20 protein-coding genes are annotated in these 20662 nt (G+C 68.8%); 13 read left to right on the top strand and 7 right to left on the bottom strand.

Going from position 1 to position 20662, the window contains the following annotated elements:
• Positions 1-111 precede the first annotated feature (111 nt).
• The 5 genes from ACIG5A_RS21530 (at position 112) to ACIG5A_RS21510 (ending at position 3614) form a co-directional block, all read left to right on the top strand.
• The gene (locus ACIG5A_RS21530; protein WP_397243940.1) at positions 112-744 is read left to right on the top strand and encodes a response regulator; all 633 of its coding nucleotides are present in this window, start codon (positions 112-114) and stop codon (positions 742-744) included.
• Between the two features lie 123 nt (positions 745-867).
• On the top strand, positions 868-1542 hold the full coding sequence (locus tag ACIG5A_RS21525) for a DUF1707 domain-containing protein (protein ID WP_397243938.1): 675 nt from the start codon (positions 868-870) through the stop codon (positions 1540-1542).
• Positions 1543-1649: 107 nt separating this feature from the next.
• On the top strand, positions 1650-2327 hold the full coding sequence (locus ACIG5A_RS21520; RefSeq protein WP_397242603.1) for a HEAT repeat domain-containing protein: 678 nt from the start codon (positions 1650-1652) through the stop codon (positions 2325-2327).
• Positions 2321-3319, top strand: a complete 999-nt coding sequence (locus ACIG5A_RS21515) for a MerR family transcriptional regulator (protein WP_397242601.1) — start codon at positions 2321-2323, stop codon at positions 3317-3319. Before ACIG5A_RS21520 ends, ACIG5A_RS21515 begins: the two co-directional genes overlap by 7 nt.
• Positions 3320-3434: 115 nt before the next feature.
• Entirely contained in the window at positions 3435-3614 is a 180-nt protein-coding gene (locus ACIG5A_RS21510; RefSeq protein WP_397242599.1) for a hypothetical protein, read from the top strand.
• 54 nt (positions 3615-3668) lie between these two features.
• Here ACIG5A_RS21510 and ACIG5A_RS21505 read toward each other — a convergent pair whose 3' ends face one another.
• Together ACIG5A_RS21505 and ACIG5A_RS21500 are read right to left on the bottom strand one after the other, a co-directional pair.
• Complete coding sequence (locus tag ACIG5A_RS21505; protein WP_397242597.1) at positions 3669-4223, bottom strand: hypothetical protein; 555 nt, start codon at positions 4221-4223, stop codon at positions 3669-3671.
• A 116-nt stretch (positions 4224-4339) separates the two neighbouring features.
• On the bottom strand, positions 4340-5467 hold the full coding sequence (locus ACIG5A_RS21500) for an alkene reductase (protein ID WP_397242595.1): 1128 nt from the start codon (positions 5465-5467) through the stop codon (positions 4340-4342).
• A gap of 64 nt (positions 5468-5531) precedes the next feature.
• On the opposite strand from ACIG5A_RS21500, the gene ACIG5A_RS21495 reads away from it, so the two are divergent.
• A complete protein-coding gene (locus ACIG5A_RS21495; RefSeq protein WP_397242593.1) occupies positions 5532-5903 on the top strand; it encodes a MerR family transcriptional regulator in 372 nt (123 codons plus the stop codon).
• Between the two features lie 5 nt (positions 5904-5908).
• On the opposite strand, the gene ACIG5A_RS21490 is transcribed toward ACIG5A_RS21495, so the two are convergent.
• On the bottom strand, positions 5909-7102 hold the full coding sequence (locus ACIG5A_RS21490) for a helix-turn-helix domain-containing protein (RefSeq protein WP_397242591.1): 1194 nt from the start codon (positions 7100-7102) through the stop codon (positions 5909-5911).
• Between the two features lie 149 nt (positions 7103-7251).
• On the opposite strand from ACIG5A_RS21490, the gene ACIG5A_RS21485 reads away from it, so the two are divergent.
• From ACIG5A_RS21485 to ACIG5A_RS21470, 4 genes are all read left to right on the top strand, one after another.
• Positions 7252-7710 (top strand): hypothetical protein, encoded by a 459-nt coding sequence (locus ACIG5A_RS21485; RefSeq protein ID WP_397242589.1) that lies wholly within the window; start codon positions 7252-7254, stop codon positions 7708-7710.
• A 144-nt stretch (positions 7711-7854) separates the two neighbouring features.
• Positions 7855-9804 (top strand): DUF2339 domain-containing protein, encoded by a 1950-nt coding sequence (locus ACIG5A_RS21480; RefSeq protein ID WP_397242587.1) that lies wholly within the window; start codon positions 7855-7857, stop codon positions 9802-9804.
• Between the two features lie 116 nt (positions 9805-9920).
• Positions 9921-10388 carry a type II toxin-antitoxin system Phd/YefM family antitoxin gene (locus ACIG5A_RS21475; protein WP_397242585.1) on the top strand — a complete coding sequence of 156 codons (468 nt, stop codon included), beginning with the start codon at positions 9921-9923 and terminating at the stop codon, positions 10386-10388.
• Positions 10381-10650, top strand: coding sequence for a Txe/YoeB family addiction module toxin (locus ACIG5A_RS21470; protein WP_397242583.1), 270 nt, complete (start codon positions 10381-10383; stop codon positions 10648-10650). The genes ACIG5A_RS21475 and ACIG5A_RS21470 overlap by 8 nt, the downstream gene beginning before the upstream one ends.
• A 20-nt stretch (positions 10651-10670) precedes the next feature.
• Here ACIG5A_RS21470 and ACIG5A_RS21465 read toward each other — a convergent pair whose 3' ends face one another.
• From ACIG5A_RS21465 to ACIG5A_RS21450, 4 genes are read right to left on the bottom strand one after another with little or no spacing between them, the layout of a single operon-like run.
• Positions 10671-13847: an MMPL family transporter gene (locus ACIG5A_RS21465; protein ID WP_397242581.1), complete on the bottom strand. Its 3177-nt coding sequence runs from the start codon at positions 13845-13847 to the stop codon at positions 10671-10673.
• Positions 13848-14570, bottom strand: coding sequence for an NYN domain-containing protein (locus ACIG5A_RS21460; RefSeq protein ID WP_397242579.1), 723 nt, complete (start codon positions 14568-14570; stop codon positions 13848-13850).
• Positions 14567-15379, bottom strand: a complete 813-nt coding sequence (gene trmB / locus ACIG5A_RS21455; protein WP_397242577.1) for a tRNA (guanosine(46)-N7)-methyltransferase TrmB — start codon at positions 15377-15379, stop codon at positions 14567-14569. Before trmB ends, ACIG5A_RS21460 begins: the two co-directional genes overlap by 4 nt.
• 59 nt (positions 15380-15438) lie before the next feature.
• On the bottom strand, positions 15439-16749 hold the full coding sequence (locus ACIG5A_RS21450; protein ID WP_397242575.1) for a lipase family protein: 1311 nt from the start codon (positions 16747-16749) through the stop codon (positions 15439-15441).
• 183 nt (positions 16750-16932) lie between these two features.
• Between ACIG5A_RS21450 and ACIG5A_RS21445 the strand changes: the two genes are divergently transcribed.
• Genes ACIG5A_RS21445 through ACIG5A_RS21435 form a run of 3 tightly spaced genes read left to right on the top strand, consistent with a single transcriptional unit; the run spans position 16933 to position 20473 of the window.
• The gene (locus ACIG5A_RS21445; protein WP_397242573.1) at positions 16933-17715 is read left to right on the top strand and encodes an SDR family oxidoreductase; all 783 of its coding nucleotides are present in this window, start codon (positions 16933-16935) and stop codon (positions 17713-17715) included.
• Positions 17716-17766: 51 nt separating this feature from the next.
• Positions 17767-18870: a hypothetical protein gene (locus ACIG5A_RS21440; protein ID WP_397242571.1), complete on the top strand. Its 1104-nt coding sequence runs from the start codon at positions 17767-17769 to the stop codon at positions 18868-18870.
• Positions 18857-20473, top strand: coding sequence for a hypothetical protein (locus ACIG5A_RS21435; protein WP_397242569.1), 1617 nt, complete (start codon positions 18857-18859; stop codon positions 20471-20473). The genes ACIG5A_RS21440 and ACIG5A_RS21435 overlap by 14 nt, the downstream gene beginning before the upstream one ends.
• Positions 20474-20662: the final 189 nt, after the last annotated feature.

The following is a 20662-nucleotide window of genomic DNA, read 5'->3' as shown; positions in this document are numbered from 1 at the left end:
ATGCGCACGAGTTCTGGTGCGATATGGGCGGTAGCGAGACAGGGGGCGGACCGTCCCCGAGAGGCAGGAGTCGTGGTGACCGATAGCGAAGCGGCCGAGGGTATTTCGGTGATGGTGGTGGACGACCACCCGATGTGGCGCGACGGAGTGTCCCGCGATCTCGCCGAGGCCGGGTTCGTGGTCGCCGCCACCGCGGACGGCGTCGGAGCGGCGACCAGGCGTGCGGCGGCGGTCCGGCCCGCGGTGGTGCTGATGGATATGCAGCTGCCGGACGGTAACGGGGCGCAGGCCACCGCCGAGGTGCTGCGGGTTTCGCCGGACAGCCGGGTGCTCGTGCTCTCCGCGTCGGCCGAGCGCGCCGATGTGCTGGACGCGATCAAGGCGGGCGCCTCGGGTTATCTGGTCAAGAGCGCGTCGGCGACCGAGCTCATCGACGCCGTGCGCGCCACCGCGGCGGGGCAGCCGGTGTTCACCCCCGGATTGGCCGGGTTGGTCCTCGGTGAGTACCGGCGCATGGCGACCGCGCCCGCCGAACCCGATGAACCGCACCGGCCCGCCCTCACCGAGCGGGAAACCGAGGTGCTGCGCATGGTGGCGAAAGGCTTGTCCGCCAAGCAGATCGCCTCCCGGCTCAGCCTGAGCCACCGCACCGTGGAGAACCACGTCCAGGCCACCCTGCGCAAACTTCAGCTCGCCAACCGGGTGGAGCTGACGCGCTACGCCATCGAACAGGGACTCGAGTAGCCGCGGGAGCACGGACGCGATCGAGGGTGAGAATCCGGGATTGCCCCGATGCCCGGCGGTGGATTGCTCGGTAATCTCGAAACCATGGGTGGCCCCGAAGTATCCAATGGCGGCCCGGGCGCGGTGGGCGACCGGGAGCTGCGCGTATCCGATGCCGAGCGTGAACACGTCGGCCAGCTGCTGCAGCGCGCGGTCGGGCTCGGCATGCTCTCACTCGGTGAGTTCACCGAGCGGATGGATACCGCGCTGGCCGCCAAGACCCGTGGCGAACTCAACGCCGTTCTGATCGATCTGCCCGGTGTCCGGTTGATCGGCCAGCCCGCCGCGCCGCGCACCGCCTTCGTCAACAATGCCGCGCCGTTCGCCAAGGGCAGGCCGCCGGTATCGCACATCCCGCCGCCGCCCGCGCCGCCGCGCGGCGCCGGCAACGTCATCCGCAGCCGCCTCTCCGGTGTGCACCGCCGCGGCCCGTGGCAGGTGCCGCCGACCCTGCACCTGAACACCTGGCTGTCCGGCGTCACCCTCGATTTCACCGAGGCGATCATGTCGACCCAGGTAGTCGAGGTGTACGTCGACGACTACTGCAGCTCCCTCACCCTCGTCGTCCCCGCCGAGGCCACCGTCGACCTCAACGCCCTCGACCTCATCGGCGCCAGCGTCAACAACAAGGTCCGTACCGGCCCCCCGATCGGCCCACTGCACCTTGTCGTCCACGGCCGCCTCCGCCTCGGCTCGATCACCGCCAAACACCCGCTCGCCACCCACTGGCGCAGAATCCTGTTCGGGCCGGGCGTGTGATGAACACGGCCGAACAGCGCACGCCACTTGGACCGCGCCTCGTCCGGCTCGTGCGCTTGACCTTGTCACTGTGACAAGGTCTTCACTGTCTGTCGGAGGTGGTTTCCATGAACCCGACACAGACGAATCCAGTGAATACACGAGTGCTCGGCGCGCTGGCCGCCGGGGATGCTTCGACGCGGCTGAAGGCGGCCCTGGCAATAGGCACGCACCCCGACCCCGGTTTCGTCGACGTGCTCATCGCGCGGTGCGCGATCGAGCCGGACTTCTTCGTGCGCGACATGCTCACGTGGGCGCTGACCCGTCTGCCGTCTCGGATCACGGTTCCGAAACTTCGTGCGGAACTGTCGTCCGAACTCCCGCAGGCCCGCAGCCAGGCGTTGCACACACTGTCCAAGATCGGTGAATCGAGCGCGTGGCCCGCGATCACGCGGTCGTTGCTGAACGACACCGACGACGAGGTCGCGCGCAGCGCATGGCGCGCTGCTGTCGTTCTCGTGCCCGACGCGGAGAAGGAGAAGCTGGCCGCGGAGCTGGCCACGCAATTCGGCCGCGGGGACCGGGAGATACGGTTGAGCTTGAGCCGTGCCCTCGTCGCGCTCGGCGACATGGTCGAGCCGGTTCTGCACGCGGCGATGGCAAGTCACGACCCGGCGGTGCGCGCGCATGCCGCTGCCACGGAGCGGCTCCTGCACGACCCGGATGCCGGATTCGACCTCGCCGTCGCCGACGCGAGACGGGTCATGGTGCTCGGGCCGGATCGGGAGGAGACGACCAGGTGCTGATCGGTGAGGTGGCGCGCCGCTCAGGGGTGAGCGCACGCATGCTCCGTCACTACGACGCCCTCGGACTGGTGCGGCCGACCGGCCGCACCAGGGGTGGCTACCGGGAGTATCGCCCCGCCGATATCCGGCGGATCTTCCACGTGGAGAGCCTGCGATCGCTGGGGTTGTCACTGCGCGAGATCGGACGAGCGCTCGACGATCCGGGCTTCACCCCGGCCGCGCTGGTAGGCGACCTCATTCGAAAGACCGAGGAACGACTGAAACAGGAGCAGGAGCTCCTCGAACGGCTCCGCGCGGTCGATGCGGCCGAGTCCGCCGGCTGGCGCGATGTTCTCCGCATCGTCGAGCTATTGAACGGACTGGGTTCGGAGAGTGCGGCGCGACGGCAGCAGGCCGTTCTCGCACCCGCCGCGGATGTGCCGATGCCCGCCGAGCTGCTCGGCGAAGCGGTCCTCACCGAGTCCGATCTGAATGTTGCCGGTGCGCTGCGGTGGGCCCTCGCGCGGACCGGCCGCGACGGTGCGGCGAGCGTGGCGTCCGGCCTGCGCTCGGACGACGTCGACATCCGGCGGCGCGCGGTCCTCGCCCTCGCCGAGCTGCCGGGCGACGACGTGACCAAGGCGCTCACGGACGCGCTCGCGGACGCGGACGCGACGCTGCGCAGATACGCGGCACTCGCATTGGGGGCACGCGGCGTGACCCGAGCGGTGCCCGCACTGGTCGGCGTGGTGGTCGAGGGCCCCAACGATGTCGAGGCGGCCGAACTCCTCGGCGCCATGGCCGGCGACCCGCAGTGGGCCGACCGCATCCTCAGTGCGCTCGTCGGCGAACTCGCCTCGCCCACTGCGGATTCCGCGATGCGGATGCGACTGACGCAGGCGCTGGCCGAGATGCCGGGCACCAGCGCGCTGGACACCTTGCGGCAGCTGACCCACGACGACAACCGTGCCGTGGCCATGCTCGCCACGGCCCTGGTGAACAAGCTCATCTGACGGCCGAAGGCCCGGTCCCGCTGGTGTTTCGTCGGCGCGCCGGTAACGACAGTGGCGGCGGAAGCGCTGAAAGGCTATGAGTAACAGGGCGTCTCCGCGTCCCCACGAGTCAGATGTGCACCTGAGTGTGTTCGTCCAGGACGCACGATTCGACTTCGCCGCCTGCCTCACTGCCGCACTGTTGTTCGTCCAGGACTACCGCGAGCGCCACTATCCGGACGCGGTGAACGTCCTCCCGGGCGATACCACGGGGTTGCCGCGTCTGCCCAACGAACGGCTGTTCCTAGAGCCGTGATCGGCAGTTCGCGGGATGGGCTCACACCGGTGGTTCGAGCAGGGAGTGGACGAGTCAGCTGGTGGCCGGTTCGAACAGCGCGCGCAACTTCTGGTCGATGTTCTGGACGTTCTGCAGGTTCTTGCCGTAGTCGACGACCGTGCTCGGCACTCTGGGGCGGCTCTCGATGCGAACCTCGCAGCGGCCCTGGTCCTGGGGAAGCACAGTGACATCGAGCTTCTCGCCGAAGCTCTTCCAGGTGAGTCCTGTCCGGGCTTCGATGCGGCCCCGTACCGGATCCCGCTGTTTCACCGTGGCTCCGCTGGCCTCGATCACCCGCACCGCGGCATCGAACGCCTCGTTCGCATCGGACGCCAGCACGATGGAAGCGTGCTGGCGCACCGGTCCGTACGCGGCATCCGGAACCCCCGCACGACGGGCCGAGATGACGTGCCAAGACCCCATCACCACGGCCATGAACACCCCGAAGATCAGACCGGCTACCACCCCTGCGACGACCGCGCCGCCCGGGTCCTTCGTGGAAAACCATTCTTCCAGCCCGCTGAGGACACCGAACAGCGAGCCGGTTGCCAGAAAGACCCGACCATAGAAACGCAATGAATCACGCATCATCGGACCCTAGCCACTGCCACACCCGGCTGACCCGCCGGATCTTGTTGGGCCACCGATATCGTGGGCACCGGACGAGGGCCGCCGCCATCGCGGCGACGGCCAGTCGCCGGCGTTCAACGGGTTTCGCCGGTGCGACGAGGAGCGGTCGCGAGGGTGGGGTAGTCGGTGTAGCCCTCTTCGCCGCCGACGTACATCAGATGCGCGTCGCGGACCTCGTTCAAGGGGGCGCCGGTGCGCAGGCGGGTGATGAGGTCGGGATTGGCGAGGTAGGAGCGGCCCAGCGAGATGAGGTCGGCGCCCGCGCCGAGGAGGCGTTCGGCCTTTTCGACGCCGCCGTCGGCGGGGAGGGGGACGCCCCAGCCGAGGTTCGGGTTGGCGATCAGGGTGCCCGGCCAGATTTCGCGAATCCGGTTGAACAGCGGCTGATCCGGGTCGGCCCAGACGAAGTGCAGGTAGGCGAGGTTCTTGCCGGCCAGTGCGGTGACGAGGGCGGGGTAGATCGCCTCGGTATCGCCTTCCTCGATGCCGTTCACGGTGTTTCCAGGGGAGATGCGCACGCCGACGCGCTCGGGGCCGATGGCGGCGGCGACGGCCTCGACCACCTCGACGGTGAACCGGATGCGGTGGGCGACCGAGCCGCCGTATGCATCGGTGCGCTGGTTGGTGTTGTTCGCCAGGAACTGGTGCAGCAGATAGCCGTTCGCGCTGTGCACCTCGACGCCTTCGAAGCCCGCCGCGATGGCGTTGCGGGCGGCGTTCGCGAAATCTTCGATGGTGGAGTGGATTTCGTCGATGCTGAGTTCGCGTGGGCGCACCGCGTCCTGATGACCGGTCGGCGTGTGGACGGTGTCGGGCAGCGCGATCGGCGAGGGCGCGACGGGAGTCAGGCCGCTGTTGTCCGGGTGGCCGACGCGACCGCCGTGCTGCAGCTGCAGGAACATCCGGCCGCCCTCGGCGCGGACCGCGTCGGTGACCGTGCGCCAGCCCGCGATATGCGCCGCGGTGTAGATGGCCGGGATGTTCGCGTAGGTCTGCCCGACCCGGTTGGGGGTCGCGGCCTCCGCGATGATCAGGCCCGCGGTGGCGCGCTGAGCGTAGTAGGTGGCCATGATCGGTTGCGGCACACCGTCGGCGGCGGCGCGATTGCGCGACATCGGCGCCATGACCAGGCGGTTCGGCAGGTCCAGCGTGCCGAGCCGAGCGGGAGCGAAGAGTGCCGAGGTGGTTGCTGTGTTCGTCATGCGGGTACGGTAAAACCTGACATCAATGTCAGAATCAAGTCCTGCGGCAAACGACGAGGTGGCGATGCGAATCGGGGAATTGGCCGGACGCACCGGAGTCAGCGTACGATCGCTGCGCTACTACGAGGAGCAGGGCCTGCTGCTGTCCGAGCGTACGGCCGGCGGCCACCGCGACTACGCCGAATGGGCGATCGATCGCGTCATCCATATCCAGGAACTGTTCGCCGCGGGCCTGTCCAGCAAGAAGATCTTCCAGCTGCTCCCCTGCATGCGCGACATCGACGGCGGCGCCAACGAATTCGCCACCCCGGAGCTGGTCGAGGAGCTCGCGGGCGAGCGCGACCGGATCAACGGCACCATCGCCGACCTGATTCGCTCCCGCGACGTACTCGACGAGGTGATCACCAGGGCCGCCGAACGTTTCACGACGGCCTGAGCCGATCACATATTGACGCCGAGGCGGGTCGCGAAGGCGCGCAAAGGAACTCGTCGGTCGTGATCGAGCAGTTCGGAGACGACGTGGCGCGGCAGGGTCTGGTACTTGATCCAGTCGGCGCCGCCGACCCGCTCGGCATCGAGCAGCGTGGTCAGCGCCCGCTGATGCTGACCGGTGCGGGTGAGCGCGACGGCGGTATCGGTGAGGTGCCTGGCGCGCGAGGCCTGTGGGAGCCCGCCGCCGTTGCGCGGCATCGACTTCGCCGCCGCGAGCGCCTCCGGATACCGCTCGGCGGAGACGTTCACATCGACGGTCTGCATGACGACCTGCGAAGGTCCGAAATAGGTTTCGTAATCCCGGCGATCGGTGCCGACGCGCAGCGCGACCTCACCGGCCGTCTCGAGGAGCGACAACGCCTCCGGCACATTCTGTTCGCGCCCGGCGGCGGTGGCGCTCAGCAGCACGAGCGCACCGTAGGTCGACAGTTCGGCGGGCGCGGCATCGCCGGCAGGCGCCACCTGTTCCGCCGCGCGCAACGCGACTCTGCGAGATTCGTTGTATCGGCCCTGCACCAGCAACTGCCAGGCCACCGAACCGCGAATAGTGGCGAGCAGCAACGGGTCATCGCCCTGCTCGGCCGCCGCCAGCGCCTGCCGGATGGCCAGGAACGCCGGATCGGTCTGGCCGAGGTGCACCAGCGTGCAGCCGGTGACCCAGTACATCCGGGCCAGCAGTTCACTCGCGGGTGCGGCCGCGCCGTTGCGTGCGGCGTGCACGGTGGCCCGCAGTTGCAGGAGCCCCGACGGCAGGATGGTGCTGAGCAACTCGTAGCGCCCCGCCCAGTACGCACCCCACGCGTAATCGACCGCGCGTTCGCCTTCTTCGAGGCTGATCGCCGCATCGTCCTCGGTTTCGCCGAGTAGATCGTCGACGGGCGTCAGCGCCCGCCGGATCGCGACGATGCCCGCGTCCGGATTGCCGGAAGGTATCCCGGCCCGCTTGCCGATCAGATCGGAGATATCGACATCCAGTGCGCGCGCGATCTTTTGCAGGCTGGCGATGGACGCCGTTTGCCTACCCCCCTGCTCGAGCTTGCGCACCAGATCCACGCTGACACCGGCCTGGTCGGCGAGCTGACGTTGCGTCAGCGCCTTGCCGCGAAATAGCCGGATGCGCACCCCGATAGACGAATCGTCCATGTACCCAATTCCTTTGTTACATCTGGGTTTCAGGGTACGACGCTAAGTGATCGTGCCGACCCGAAGTGGGACATTGCGTACGACTCGTTGGCTGCCGGTTGGAATACCGTTGCCTTTCTGCAACTTTGAGAACGCAAAGGGCGGCGGCAATGTTCGAGACATGTCATACCCCGCATGAGATCGCGCACCTGCTTCGACACCACTATGGATTACCGGTCCAATTACTCGGTGGCCGACCCGTTCTCACCACGGGTTCCCTCATCGGCGCCGTGGTGATGCCCGCCGAGCTGGGTCGCAAGGTGCTGGCCACGCTGGATCACAAGCACGCCGCACCGGTCGTCGCCGATCCGAGCGAACGAACATGGACCTTCCTGGTGAACCCGCCGACCCCGGCGATCGCCGTCGACGTCGCGGTCCGCCGCTGCCTTGCCGGTCACCACGTGACCATCGTCCCCAGTGGCCGTCAGCTCATGCTCCCCGCCACCGATTCCAGCCTCGGCTGGCACTGGGCGGGTGAGTCGGCGCCCGGCACCGTCCGCATGCCGCCGCGCGCGGCCGTCATCGCCGCCGTCCACCGGGTGACCAGCCTCGAGGCCACCATCCCATGAACCGCCTGTCGCGATGGGCCCCCACCCGGATGGCGGGTGGGGGTCGATCGTCAGGGTCTACCTGCTGATTTCGGGTAGATATCGGCGAGCCGCCGGGGGTTTCTACTCATGTTCCGGCGGGCCGTCCGAACGACCATCGATGCCATGACTACATCTATCGACCCGGCGCTGATTTCGCGGTTGTCCGGTGAATTCACTGCGCTGGGAACGCAGATGGGTGTGCTGGGACGGGATCTCGAATTGCTGCGAGCTCAGGTCGCGGCCGGTTCGGCCGCGGCACAGACCGTCTCGACCGAACCTGCCCCCGCCCATATCCCGATCCCGCCCGTGGCCGCGGCGCCACAACCTCCCGCACCGGTCTATGTGCCGCAGTACGCACCGCCGCCCGGATGGCCCGCCGGGCCGCAAGGCGGACCCGTGGCACCGCAGCGGCCTGCGCTACCGCGGCAGATGCCGATGGGCGCGCCCGCACCCGGCATGCGGCCACCCGTGCGCCGGGAGCCGCGCACGCCGTGGTGGCAGCGCGAGGGCGTGATCAGCCGGATCCTGGCCGTGGCCGGCGTGACGGTCACCCTCATCGGTGTCGTGATGCTGCTCGTGCTCGCCGCGCAGGCCGGTCTGTTCGGTCCGATCCCGAGAGTTGTTGCCGGGGTGCTGTTCTCGGCGGTGCTGGTCGGCGCCGGGATGCGCGTATTCGGGCGCACCGGCGGCCGGGTCGGCGGTATCGCCCTGGCCGGGACGGGTATCGCCGGTGCGTACCTGGATGTCGTCGCGGTGACCACGATCTATGGATGGCTGCCCGAGGTCTTCGGTCTGGCCGTCGCGCTGGCCGTCGCGGCGGGCGGCGTATGGCTGGCCATGCGGTGGCAGTCGCAGCCGCTCGCGGTACTCGTCGTGCTCGGCGCCGCGCTGTTGTCGCCGGTGGTGACCTCGCAGCTGGTGCTGCTGTCCTTCCTGATCGTGTTGCAGCTGGCTTTCCTTCCGGTGCAGTGGCAGCGGGACTGGCCGTACCTGCACGTCACGCGCACTGTGCCCGCGGTACTCGCCGCCTTCTGCTTCTTCGCGATCGCCGGATCGGGTCACCCGGAACGCAGTCAGCTGTACTGGCTGCTCGCCGCCGCCATCGCGATCGCGGCGATCGGTCTGTCCGGCACGCTGGCGGTGGTGCGCAAGCGGGCCGGCGATGTCACGGCCACCGTGGCATTCGGTCTGTCGGCGCTGCCGCTGCTCGCGGTTCCCGCCCTGTTCGAGCGCCGCACGGCGGTGATCGTGGCACTGGCGTTCGCCGCGGTGCTGCTGACCGTCGCCGCCGGCGCCGTGCTGCCGAAACTGCGTGCGCTGGTTCGGATTCCGAACCACACCGCGGTGGTCGCCGCGGTCGCCGGAGCGTTCGCGCTGCTGGAGGCCTGCTTCACGGTGACCGACGTGCAGACGGCGCCTATCGCGTTGTTCCTGGTTGCGGTCGCCTTCCTGGGCGTCGCGGGACAGCTCCGGTCCAAGGTCGCGGCCGGTATCGGCGGGGCATACGCCCTGCTGGGCGGATTCGTGTTCATGGCCGGGACCACGCCCGATGTCCTTGCCTCCCAGCACCGTTCGATGCAGGAGTTGGACATCTCGACCGTGCTGGCCGCGGTACTCGCCCTCGCCGCGCTCGCGGCGGGCGTGTGGTGCATCCGCAAGCAGTCGAGCACCTTCGGCAACACCGAGGAGTCGCTGCTGTGGATCGCCGCCACCGCCTTCGGCCTGTACGCGGTTACCGCGACGACGGTGTCGATCGGCGTGGCCACCGGCTCCCCCGACGGCTTCCTCATCGGCCACAGCGCCGCGACCATCCTCTGGATGATCACCGCGACCGCCGCTCTCCTCTTCGGCCTGCGCATGCTCGCCCGCTCCGCCGCCGCGGCCCGAATCGCCCTGGCCTCGGGTCTGCTCATCACCGCCGCCGCCCTGGCCAAACTCTTCCTCTTCGACCTGGCCACCCTGGACGGCCTGGTCCGCGTAGCCGCCTTCCTGGTAGTAGGCGTCCTCCTACTCCTCGCCGGCACCCGCTATGCCCGGGCGTTCGCGGAGGCGAACACGAAGCCGACCGTATAACCACATACCCGAGGCCCCGCCCCTGTTTCCGAGGAGCGGGGCCTCGGCATACGTACAACAAGTTGTACAACTATAGCTGTACACTATGTTGTACGACTACTGAAGGGCGAGAGCTGATGCCTGCGCTACCGATTTCGAACGTTCGCCAGGACCTTTTCGGACTCGTGAAGAGGGTCAATGATGATCACGACCCAGTGACAGTGGTGACCAAGACCGGTGAGAATGCGGTACTGGTGGCCGAGTCCGACTGGAGTTCGATCATGGAAACGCTGTATGTGCTCCAGACACATGGCGGCGCGCAACTCCTGGCTTCAGCCGATGACGCCCGCGACGGCCGCACAGAGGCTCACGTCCTCTTGGATCCGGACGACGAACCCGACACGGTCCCTTCGGCCCAGACGTTGTGGGCGATCACCGAAAAGTTGGAGAAGTTGTTCGGTGACTACGCGGATGCGACCAAGAGCGACGATCGTTTCGAGAACTTTGCGCGGGAAGTGCGGGCGCTCAGGGCTCAGGTCGAGAGCATCTTGACGCCGAGCGAGCCTGCGACCCCACGTCGGACGAAGGCACGACGGCGTGCCTGACCGGAAGTTGACCTTCACCGCCCAGGGGTGGCGGAGTTACTCGGCATGGCTGGCCCGGGACCGCGCGGTGTTGCGGGCAGCGAACAAGATGATCAACGCCGCGCTCGCCGACCCCTTCGATGGGATCGGCAAGCCCGAACCCTTACGGCATCAGCTCGCCGGGCATTGGTCGAGGCGAATCACTCAGGAGCATCGGCTGATCTACTACGTGACCGATACCGAGATCGCGATCGTGCAGGTGGGCGGCCACTACGACAGCTGACCGCGTCGCGCTCGGCCAGGCTACTCCTCGTCGCGGCGGCGGAGGAGTTCGTTGACGCTGACGGTGCGGCCGTCGCCGCTGTGGTGGCGGCCCTCGTCGCGGTTGCCGATGCGGCGGCGGGAGGAGCGGAGTTCGGCCATCCAGTTCTCGATGCTGCTGCGGTTGGTGTCGGGGCCGTTGTCCGGTTCCGGGGTTTCCGAGGCGGCGTGGTGGGTCGGGCGGTCCGGCTCGGCCGGGGGTTCGGCGCTTTGGGGGGCCGGGGCCACCGGGGTGGGTGTCGGGGTGAACGGGGGCGGTGGCGTGACTCGCGCGGTCGGCTCGGCGGGGCGTATGCCGGAGTCGCCGAACATGGGGCTCGGCGGCTGCGGGCGCGCGGTGAAACCCGTTGCCTGGGTAGGCGGTACGACCCGGGGGGTCGGGTCGGACGGTGGTGTCGCCGTCGGCGGCATGATCCGGGACGGCGGGGCGGTCGGCGGCGGGGTGACCCGTGTGGTCGGGTCGGCCGTCGGGCCCGGCGTCGACAGGGGCGTGGGCGGCATCGGCGAGGGCGCCACCGTCGGCGACGGTGTGACCGAGTTCGGCGGGACCGCACGGGCGGTGTAGTCCGAGGCGGTGTCCCCGGATCGGGTCGGCGGGAGCACGCGAGCGGTGTAGTCCGGCGCCGAATCCGCGGACGGGGCCGGTGGGGCGACGCGCGCGGGGTACTCCGTCGGACGCGGCGATTCCGCGATCGGCGGCACGGCACGCGCATTCGCCTGCGGCGCACCGGGATCGGTCGGCGCGGGGCGCGTCGGTTCCGTCGGTGTCGCGCGCGGGCTCTCGGAAACCTGCGGCGGCATCGGCCGGGTCGGATCGGGCTTGGGCAGCAGATTCTTGCTGTCCAAGTGCACGGTCGGCGCCGCGGACTCGATCTCCTGGATGGTGCGCGGGCGGCGCGGCGTCTTGCGGGTCGTGCCGATCGCGGGCATCACCGTGGTGACCGGGTCGGTGATCGGGGTGGTCTTGACCAGGTCGACGAGTTCGCCGCCGCCGGGCAGTTCGTCGTCGAGGACGGGCTCGCCGAGGCCGATCTTCTGCTGGACCTTCTTCATCCAGGCGGGCGCCCACCAGCAGTCGTCGCCGAGCAGCTTCATGGTGGCGGGCACGAGCAGCATGCGCAGAATGGTGGCGTCGATGAACAGCGCGGCGACCATGCCGTACGCCAGGTACTTCATCATCACCAGCTTGGAGAACGCGAACGCGCCGGTGACGACGAGCAGGATCAGCGCGGCCGCGGTGATGATCCGGCCGGTCTGCGCGGTGCCGATGCGCACCGCCTCGGTGGTCGACGCGCCCTTGGTGCGCGCTTCGACCATGCGCGACAACAGGAATACCTCGTAGTCGACGGACAGACCGTAGATCACCGCGATGATCAGCACGAGCACCGGCGACATGATCGGCTGCGGCGTGAAGTTCAGCAGGCCTGATCCGTGTCCGTCGATGAAGATCCAGGTCAGGACGCCGAGCGTGGAGCCGAGGCCGAGCGCGCTCATCAACGCGGCCTTGATCGGCAGCACCAGTGAGCCGAAGGTGAGGAACATCAGCACCATGGTCACGAGCAGGACGAGCCCGATCATCCATGGCATCCGGGACAGCAGCGCGTCGATGCTGTCCTTCTGGATGGTCGGTTGCCCGCCGACATAGACCTTTACGTCATCGGGCACGTCCATCGAGCGCAGATAGTTGATGGTCGCGTCCGGGTCTTCCGAATCCGCCAGTGTCGCGGAGGTGCGGAAGACGCTGCGGTCGATGGTCGACTGGGACGGCACCTCGAAGGTGCCGGCCAGACCGGGCGCCTTGTCGGCTTCCTTCCACACCTTGCCGACGTTGTTGCTGTTGTCGGAGACGAACACCAGCTGGATCGGATCGGATTTGCGCAGCGGGAAGATCGAGTCGAACTTGGCCTGCGCGAGCCGGGTCGAGTCGTCCGGCGGCAGGTAGCGCTCGTTGATGCCGCCGAACGCGAGGTTCTTCACCGGAATGATGAGCAGCAGCAACAGGATGCAGATCGGGATGGCGATCTTGAGCGGGTGCTTCATCACCCAGCGGGTCGACTTGCCCCAGAAGCCGTTCTCGATGTCCTCGGCGGTCTTGGTCTTGCGGAACTTCTTGAACCCGAGCATGTCGACGCGCGGGCCGAGGATGGCCAGCATCGCGGGCAGGATGGTGATGGCGGTGATCGCGGCGAGCGTCACGGTCGCGATCGAGCCGTAGGCGATCGACTTGAGGAAGCCCTGCGGGAACAGCAGCATGCCGCCGAGGCTGGCGATGATCATGGTCGCGGAGAAGATGACAGTGCGGCCCGCGGTCATCACCGAGCGGCGCACCGCGGCTTTGGTGTCGTATCCCTCCGCTAACTCTTCGCGGAATCGGCTGACTATGAACAGCCCGTAGTCGATCGCGAGGCCGAGGCCGATCATCGACACGACCGGTGAGACGAACGAGTTGACCTCGGTGAATTCGGTGACGAACCGGACGATGCCCCAGGCGCCGATCACCGTGAGACCACCGACGATCAACGGCAGCGCGGCGGCGACCACGCCGCCGAAGATGAAGAACAGCAGGATGGCGACGGCGGGGATGGCCAGCATCTCCATCCGCTTCTGGTCCTGCGCCATGGTGTCGTTGAGCGTGCCTGCCACCGCCTGCAGGCCGGCGACCTGGACGTCGACACCCGGAATGGCGAAGGCGTCCTTCACCTTCCGGTAGTTGCGCACCATGTCGGTGTCGTTGTCGCCGACGATGGCGACCGAGGCGAAGGCGTACTTGCGATCCTTCGAGCCGAAGGTCGACGGCACTTGCGCGCTGTTGTCGACCTTCCAGTAGGTGCCGTTGACCTTGCTGATCTCGTTCGGATACTTCTTCGGCAGCGCGTTGAGGCTGTCGATGATCTTGCGACTCCACTCGGGGTCGTCGATCGTCTTTCCGTCGGGCGCCGAGTACAGGACGATGACGTCACTGTTGTGATCGCGCCCGTAGGCCTCGTCCGAAATGCGAGCTGCCTGAGCCGATTCGGACGTAGGATCGTCCCACCCGCTGGAGCTGAGGTGATCTTCCAGGCCGAGACCGTAACCGCCGAGCGCCAACAGCGCGGCCACCACCGCGCCGATGACGGCGAAGCGCAGTTTGAAGACCAGATCGCCCCAGCGTGTGAACACTTAAGCGACTCCTTGCGCAGGGCGAGAGGTGAGCAGCGCCGACAGCGGCCGGAACGGCTGCAGCCATGCGCCCTCGTCGGGCAGCGAGTCGAGGCTGACCCTGGGCAGCGGTTCACGGAACACGCCCGGGATGTCCTCGAGATCTATGAACTCGAGCGTATCGGATGTGACGGCCCAACTCGCGTGCTCGCGGAAGCCGAGCACCTGAACCGGCACGCCTGCGGCGGCCAATTCCTCGAGCGGTTCACGGAAGGCCTGGCCGTCGGCCGAGGCGACCATGATGCCGGCCAGGCCGACGCCGCGCCTGCGTAGTTCGATGTGCGCGAGCATGTCCGCGTCGACATCGGAGTCCTCGTCGATCTTGGGCTTGGCGAACACGGCGTAGCCGACGTTGCGCAGCGCCTCCACCCACGGCCGCACCACATCGGCGGTGCCCGGCGCGATATTGGTGAAGACGGTGGCTTCCGGCTCGACCCTGGTCACGCTGCCCACCGATAGTTCGGCGGTGCGCGCGAGCAGCCAGCGGCCGAGCGCGTCGAAGCGCGGCCGGTAGGCGGCGGTCGGCCGCCCACCGAGGATGGCGCCGAGGCCCATGTCGAGGTTGGGGGCGTCCCAGACGAGCAGGACACGACGAACATCGGGCGTGGCGCCGCTCAGACCTTCCGGTCCCTGCACCTCCCCGGCAACTTCGACCACCTCGTGGGCCATCTCACTCACGCTCATACTCCGATCTTCCCCCATATGAGCTCGGTGATGGCGCTACCAGCACGATGTGCCTTGCCTTCGAATTTCGTGACGGGCCGTTCGAAGCCGATCGGCGCGGTGTCGCGATGCTCGGCGCTGATGCCGCCCGTGGCCTCGTTCAGGCCGATGAGCTGGGGTTCTGCCCCGCCGACCGCCGCGATCTGCTCGGCGTACTCCGCGTGATCGGTCGCGACGTGCAACACGCCGCCGGTGCGGAGCCGACTCGCGATCAGCGCGACGGTCGCGGGCTGCAGCAGCCTGCGCTTGTGGTGGCGCGCTTTCGGCCACGGGTCGGGAAAGAAGACCCGCACGCCAGTCAGCGATTTCTCGGCAATCATGTTTTCCAGGACATCGACGGCATCGCCGCGCAGCAATCGGATGTTCGGGATGCTTTCGCGCTCGATCCGCTGGACCAGTTGGGCCAGGCCGGGCTGGTACACCTCGATGCCGATCAGGTTCAGGTGCGGCTCGGCCTGTGCCATCGTGGCGGTGGCGGTCCCTGTGCCACAACCGATCTCGATGACCAGCGGGGCCTCGCGGCCGAACCAGGCTGCGGCGTCGAGCGGTTCGTCGGCGACCTCGCGGCCGATGGTCGGCCACATCCGGTCCCAGGATTGCTGCTGGGTCGCGGTCAGTGCACCCCGGCGCGAGCGGAAGCTCGTCACCCGTGGGTACAGGCGCGAGCCGGAGTTCGGGCGGGTGCCGTTGTCGGTCTGGGCCGGTGCTGTGGACGGCGGGCCCGGAACCGACTCGGCAGTGTGGTTGGCGGCGTCGTTCACGGCGTCCATTGTCCAGCATCGACCGATCTATGCGGCAATCGACCGCACCGTGTGGCTCCGGCGGGCGGTCAAGCGGCGCGTACGCGGGGGATCGTCGCCACCGGCTCCGTCTCCTGGCGCAGCGGCCTGCCCAGTGCGACCAGCGCGGCGGTCCTGGCCATCTCCCACAGCCCGCGGATACCGGACGGTGATGCGACGACCGACCACACCGTCGAGTCGCCCGTGTCGCCCACCGGTTGCCCGGCCAGCCGGTCGGCGAGCCAGTTCAGGCTGATCGGGGTGGTCAGCACCAGTCCGGAGAAGTGTTCGCTGAGCCGATCGCGGACGTAGGTGACCGCCGCGCCGCCGCGGCGGTAGCGGTCCACCTGGCCGTCGACGCCGTCCATGTGGATCACCTGGTCGTGTACCGGCTGCACGACGAGCAGCGGGCAGGCCGGGGTGGAGTTGCCGAGGCGCAGATCATCGAACATGGCCTGAAGATCCGGAGCGGCAAGCACTTCCGCGAGCGGGCGGGTCAGGTAGTCGTCCATCTTCTTGCCCGCGAGGGCGAGGATGGCGATCAGTGGTGTCGAATTCTCCGCGCGGGCGACCAATCGGTGGCCGTCGCGGGTGAGTTCGTTCTGGATCATCGCGCCGAGCGCCGGATACAGCCTGCGCAGCGCCGCGATGACGATGGCGGGCAGACCGGCGTAGTGGGATCCGTTGAGCCGCACGAACACCTGGCCGGGATCGCCGACCGGCGCGCCCAATGCCGCCCCGACGATATCGATTTCGGGCGCGTAGGTCGGCGCCATCTCGACCAGCCATGAACCGGCCATGCCGCCACCGGAATACCCCCACACCGCGACCGGCGTCTCGGGCCGCAGCCCGAGCGGCGCGAAGCGCAGTGCGGCGCGGATGCCGTCGAGGCCGCGGTAGCCGGGCTCACGCGGCGCGCCGAAATTGCCGCGCGGCCCTTCGTGATCGGCGATGCTCACCGCCCAGCCGCGGCGCAGCGCGTTGGCCACCAGCAGCCATTCGAACTGGGTCGCCGAGCCGAGCGCGCGGGCGCCGAGCCGCAATGAATAGGAGGGCGAACACTTTTCGGAGACCGCGTCCATCGCGGTCTGGAAGGCGAGCAGCGGCCGCGCCTGCCGCGGGTCGGCGTCGAGCGGCAGCAGCACGGTGGTGACCGCGGCCTCCGGCGTGCCGTGCAGATCGCAGCTGCGGTAGAGCAGCTGCCATGCCGAAACCTGCTGGGGGACAAGTCCGAACAGGGCGAGGTCGACGCGGCGGCTGCGCAGGATGGCGCCCGCCGGTTCGGCGGCGAAGTGCTTGGGTGGCCGGTAGAACGGATCGGTGCTCGGTAGCGGCGGCTTGCGCAACACATCCATGTCCATCGCATCCTCCCTGATCGACTCCGGCGCCGGGCGGTTCGCATCCATCCGCGCAGGCCGGTCGACTGCGATCGAAATGCCAAGCCGCGCACCATGTGTGGTTGCGGCCATCCCCGCAGAATACGTAACTCGAGCCAGCTCGGGGAAGCCCACCTTGGTGGCGGTCTACCGCACTAGACTGCGGACATGACCAGACCGTCTGTGTTCATCACCGGCGCGGCGGCGGGCATCGGCCGGGCGACGGCCCTGCTTTTCGCTGCGCAGGGGTATCACGTCGGCGCCTATGACATCGACGAGGTCGGGCTGACCCGGCTCGCCACCGAGATCACCGGCGCGGGCGGCATCGTGCGCACCGGCGTGCTCGATGTGACGAACGACACGCACTGGGGCGAACAACTCGCCGATTTCCACGCCGGCGCGGGCCGGTTGGACATCCTGATCAACAACGCGGGCATTCTGCGGGCCGGTCCCTTCGAGTCGATCCCGCTCGCGGTGCATCAGGCGCTCGTCGATGTGAACCTGACCGGCGTCATCGTCGGCACGCATACGGCCTTCCAGTTCCTGAAATCGACGCCGGGGGCGCAGGTGGTGAACCTCTGTTCGGCCTCGGCGATCTACGGCCAGGCCGAACTCGCCAGCTACGGCGCGACCAAATCCGCGATCAAAAGCCTCACCGAGGCACTCGATCTGGAATGGGAACGGCACGACATCAGGGTGATCGCGGTGTGGCCGCTGTTCGTGGCGACCGCGATGGTCGACGGCGTGGAAACGGGCACCACCAAATCGCTCGGTGTCCGGCTCACCGCCGACGATGTGGCGAACGGCATCTGGGACGCGACACGCAAGCGCGCCAGGCTGCCCAAGGTGCACTACGAAATCGGTACCCAGGCAAAGTTGTTCGCGCTGGCCGCCAAGTACGGGCCGAACTGGGCGGTGCGCACCGTCAACAAATACTTCAGCGACAGCTGACCGCCCGCGGCGAATTCTGACAGAATTGCGCAGCGTAAAGGGGGTACAGCCATGTCGACAGACACCGCACCGGCGACGCGCGGCCGCGACGCGCTCGATCAGCTGCTCGCCGACCTGAGATTCGGCGGCGGCCAGGACAGCAGGATCGGCTACGCCGCCGAGGTCGCGGTCGCGGCCTGGCGCAAACCACCGCGCATCCAGGTGACCGGCCGGGCCAGGACCGGCCGGACCACGGTGCTGCACGCGCTGGCGCTGATGTCCGCGGTGGAGACCGAACCGGTGGACGAGCCGGGCGCACCCGATCCGGTGCTCGACGCCGACATCGTCGTCTACGTGCTGTCCGGCGCGCCGACGCCTGCGGACGAGCGCGCGCTCGCCGCCCTGCCGCCGCAGCGGACCGTCGCGGTGCTGAACAAGGCCGACGCGATCGGCTACCGCTGGGCCGACGCCGTCACCGCCGCGGACCGCTGCCGCAGGGAACTGCGGGTGCCGACGCTGCCGGTGGTGGCCTCGCTGGCCGTGCGAACCAGGTCGAGCGCGCTGACCGAGCCTGAACTGGCCACCTTGCGCAGGCTGGCCGCCGCCGATCCGGCGCTCACCCTCTCGCCCGACCTGTTCACCGCGCCGGGCCCGGATCAGGCCGAACGTGAGGAACTGCTGAACCGCTGGGACCTCTACGGAATCGCGTGCGCGCTCACCGCGCTCCGCCACGATCCCGCGCTGTCGCCGCAGTCGTTGCTGCAGGTGATGCATGCCGTCAGCGGGATCGATGAGCTGCACCGGCTGCTGCACCGCCGCTACGAACAGGTCGCGGCGGCGCGCGGCGGCGAACTGCTCGACGAACTCACCCGCCTGGCCGCCCGCGCGCTCCCCGGCGATGGCGGCAATGCCCGCGAGCTGCTGGAGGACTATCTGGCCTGCGACGATGCCCTGTGGATCGGGCTGTGCGCCGGCCTGGCCACTCCCGAGGTCGCCCACCTCGCCGCGGGCTATCCCTCCCCGTCGCCCGATGACGCCGACGACGCGATGGCGCGAGCGGCCCGCTGGCGCGCCGTCGTCTCCAGCGATATGCCGCCCACCGCGCGCCGCGCTGCGCTGCGGGTGCACAACGGCTACGTCCGACTATGGGAGCGGATGAGTAGTGCCGGACTCTGACCCGAATGCCGCACGGCCGGGCCCTGGCCACGAGGCGCCGGTCGCGGCGGCTCGGCCGGATTCGAGTTCGGCGCCGTCGCACGGTGACACGGACGATGGTGCGCGGACACCGGTTTCGGGTTCGCTGACGCCGGAAGTCGCGGCGGTGGTCCAGCGGTGGAATCCACAGGGGATGGCGCTGCTGCGGGCGATGTCCGGGAACGGGGCCGGGTCGGTGGTATTGCTGTTCGGGCCGGATGACGCGAACACCACGCTGCTGCGGACGGAGCTGGCGCGGTTCGAGCCGCATATCGACCTGAGCGAGCCGAGGACCGATGCCGAGGCACTGGTCGAAAGCACCGTGCCAGGGGCGGCGTCTGGAATCGCGTCCTCCGGGATGGCGCTGGTGTTGCTCGACGCGGGCAGTACGCTCGGCGCCGACACCATGCATCTGCTGCATCGGTTGCGTGCCGATGACGCGCGAATCCTGCTCGCCATGAACGGCATCCACGCCCACCGGGACTGGCGCGCGGTGCGCGAGCGCGATCTCGCGCTGCTCGCCGGGCACGGCATCACCGACCTCGACATCATTCCGGTCTCCGGACGGCTCGCGGTGGCCGCGCGCACCTCGGGTGACGCCGGGCTGCTCGACCGCTCCGGCATCGGCGGACTGCACGCCATGCTGGCCGCCGCGACCACGGATACGGGCGGCGCCGACCGGCTCGCCGCCGTGACCGCGCGCGTACTGGCCGATACCCGAGGACGAATCCGCGAACAGATCGCCGCACTGCGCTCCGGCGCCGAGGTCGCCCGGCTGCGCGAGGAGCGGGCCACGCTGCTCGCAGGCCGCGACGGCGGCCGGACCACGGCCATGTCGGCGCTGCGCGGCCAGCTGCACCTGGCGCGGGTCGACCTGATGACCGATGTCGGCACCAGGATCAGGGCCGCGCACACCACCGCCCGCGGTGAGCTCGACCGGCTGCGGCGCCGCGAGTTCGGCGGCTATCCCGAACGGCTGCAGCTCCTCGTGAACGAGCTGACCGGCGAGCTGGACACGGCGATCGACCACCGGCTCGCCGAGCTCGCCGAGCGGATGGCTCCGGCCGACGCGGTGGTGCGCCGCCGTCGCGACCTGGCCCCTCGGGTCGGGCCGGATCCGGAGCCGAGGCATCGGGGTGTCGAGGATCACCTCATGATCGCGCTCGGCGCGTCGGCGGGTGTCGGGCTCGGCCGATTGCTCGTCGCGCCGTTCGAACTGGTGGCGGAACTCGATGTCGCGAGCGTCCCGGTGACGCTGCTGCTCGGCGCGGGCGCGGCGGGCTGGGTGGTGCGCACGCGCGGCCAGCTCGCCGATCGCAACCACGTCCGGCAGTGGGTCGCCGACACGCTGGTGAATGTGAAAGCCCAACTGGAGCAACGGATCGCGACCGCCTTGGTGGAAACGGAGACCGTGCTGTCCGAACGTGTCGTCGCCGCGAGCACCGCGCGGGTCGTCGAATCGGATCGGCGGGTCGCCGAATTGGAGGCGGGCCTGCGCAGGCTCGCCGCCGAGCAACCGGCACAACTGGCCGCATGCGAACGCGATATCGAATGCGTCGACCGCTGGATCGCGAATGTTGGATAGGTCACAAGAATGGACGGCCGTGGTTCGTCGCATAGTGGCCGGGGAACAGACATTGTGAGCAACCCGATTCCGTATGGGGAGTCACATCGCGTTAACCTCTAAGCAGGAACCTGGGCGTTCGCTTCGTCCGTGTACGCCGTCCAGCCGGGGCGCGCGTTTCGCGGTCCGCAAGTGGGCGCCTTCCCGCCA

Source organism: Nocardia sp. NPDC052566 (assembly GCF_044547285.1).
Classification (GTDB): domain Bacteria; phylum Actinomycetota; class Actinomycetes; order Mycobacteriales; family Mycobacteriaceae; genus Nocardia.
This window is presented reverse-complemented; position numbering and strand designations above follow the sequence as displayed.

Coding starts and splice junctions, on each gene's coding strand:
- ACIG5A_RS21450 (WP_397242575.1), bottom strand. CDS start 16,749: ATGGACATGGATGTGTTGCGCAAGCCGCCGCTACCGAGCACCGATCCG.
- ACIG5A_RS21490 (WP_397242591.1), bottom strand. CDS start 7,102: ATGGACGATTCGTCTATCGGGGTGCGCATCCGGCTATTTCGCGGCAAG.
- ACIG5A_RS21500 (WP_397242595.1), bottom strand. CDS start 5,467: ATGACGAACACAGCAACCACCTCGGCACTCTTCGCTCCCGCTCGGCTC.
- ACIG5A_RS21520 (WP_397242603.1), top strand. CDS start 1,650: ATGAACCCGACACAGACGAATCCAGTGAATACACGAGTGCTCGGCGCG.
- ACIG5A_RS21495 (WP_397242593.1), top strand. CDS start 5,532: ATGCGAATCGGGGAATTGGCCGGACGCACCGGAGTCAGCGTACGATCG.
- ACIG5A_RS21505 (WP_397242597.1), bottom strand. CDS start 4,223: ATGCGTGATTCATTGCGTTTCTATGGTCGGGTCTTTCTGGCAACCGGC.
- ACIG5A_RS21460 (WP_397242579.1), bottom strand. CDS start 14,570: ATGAGCGTGAGTGAGATGGCCCACGAGGTGGTCGAAGTTGCCGGGGAG.
- ACIG5A_RS21485 (WP_397242589.1), top strand. CDS start 7,252: ATGTTCGAGACATGTCATACCCCGCATGAGATCGCGCACCTGCTTCGA.
- ACIG5A_RS21530 (WP_397243940.1), top strand. CDS start 112: ATGGTGGTGGACGACCACCCGATGTGGCGCGACGGAGTGTCCCGCGAT.
- ACIG5A_RS21445 (WP_397242573.1), top strand. CDS start 16,933: ATGACCAGACCGTCTGTGTTCATCACCGGCGCGGCGGCGGGCATCGGC.
- ACIG5A_RS21475 (WP_397242585.1), top strand. CDS start 9,921: ATGCCTGCGCTACCGATTTCGAACGTTCGCCAGGACCTTTTCGGACTC.
- ACIG5A_RS21440 (WP_397242571.1), top strand. CDS start 17,767: ATGTCGACAGACACCGCACCGGCGACGCGCGGCCGCGACGCGCTCGAT.
- ACIG5A_RS21480 (WP_397242587.1), top strand. CDS start 7,855: ATGACTACATCTATCGACCCGGCGCTGATTTCGCGGTTGTCCGGTGAA.
- trmB (WP_397242577.1), bottom strand. CDS start 15,379: ATGGACGCCGTGAACGACGCCGCCAACCACACTGCCGAGTCGGTTCCG.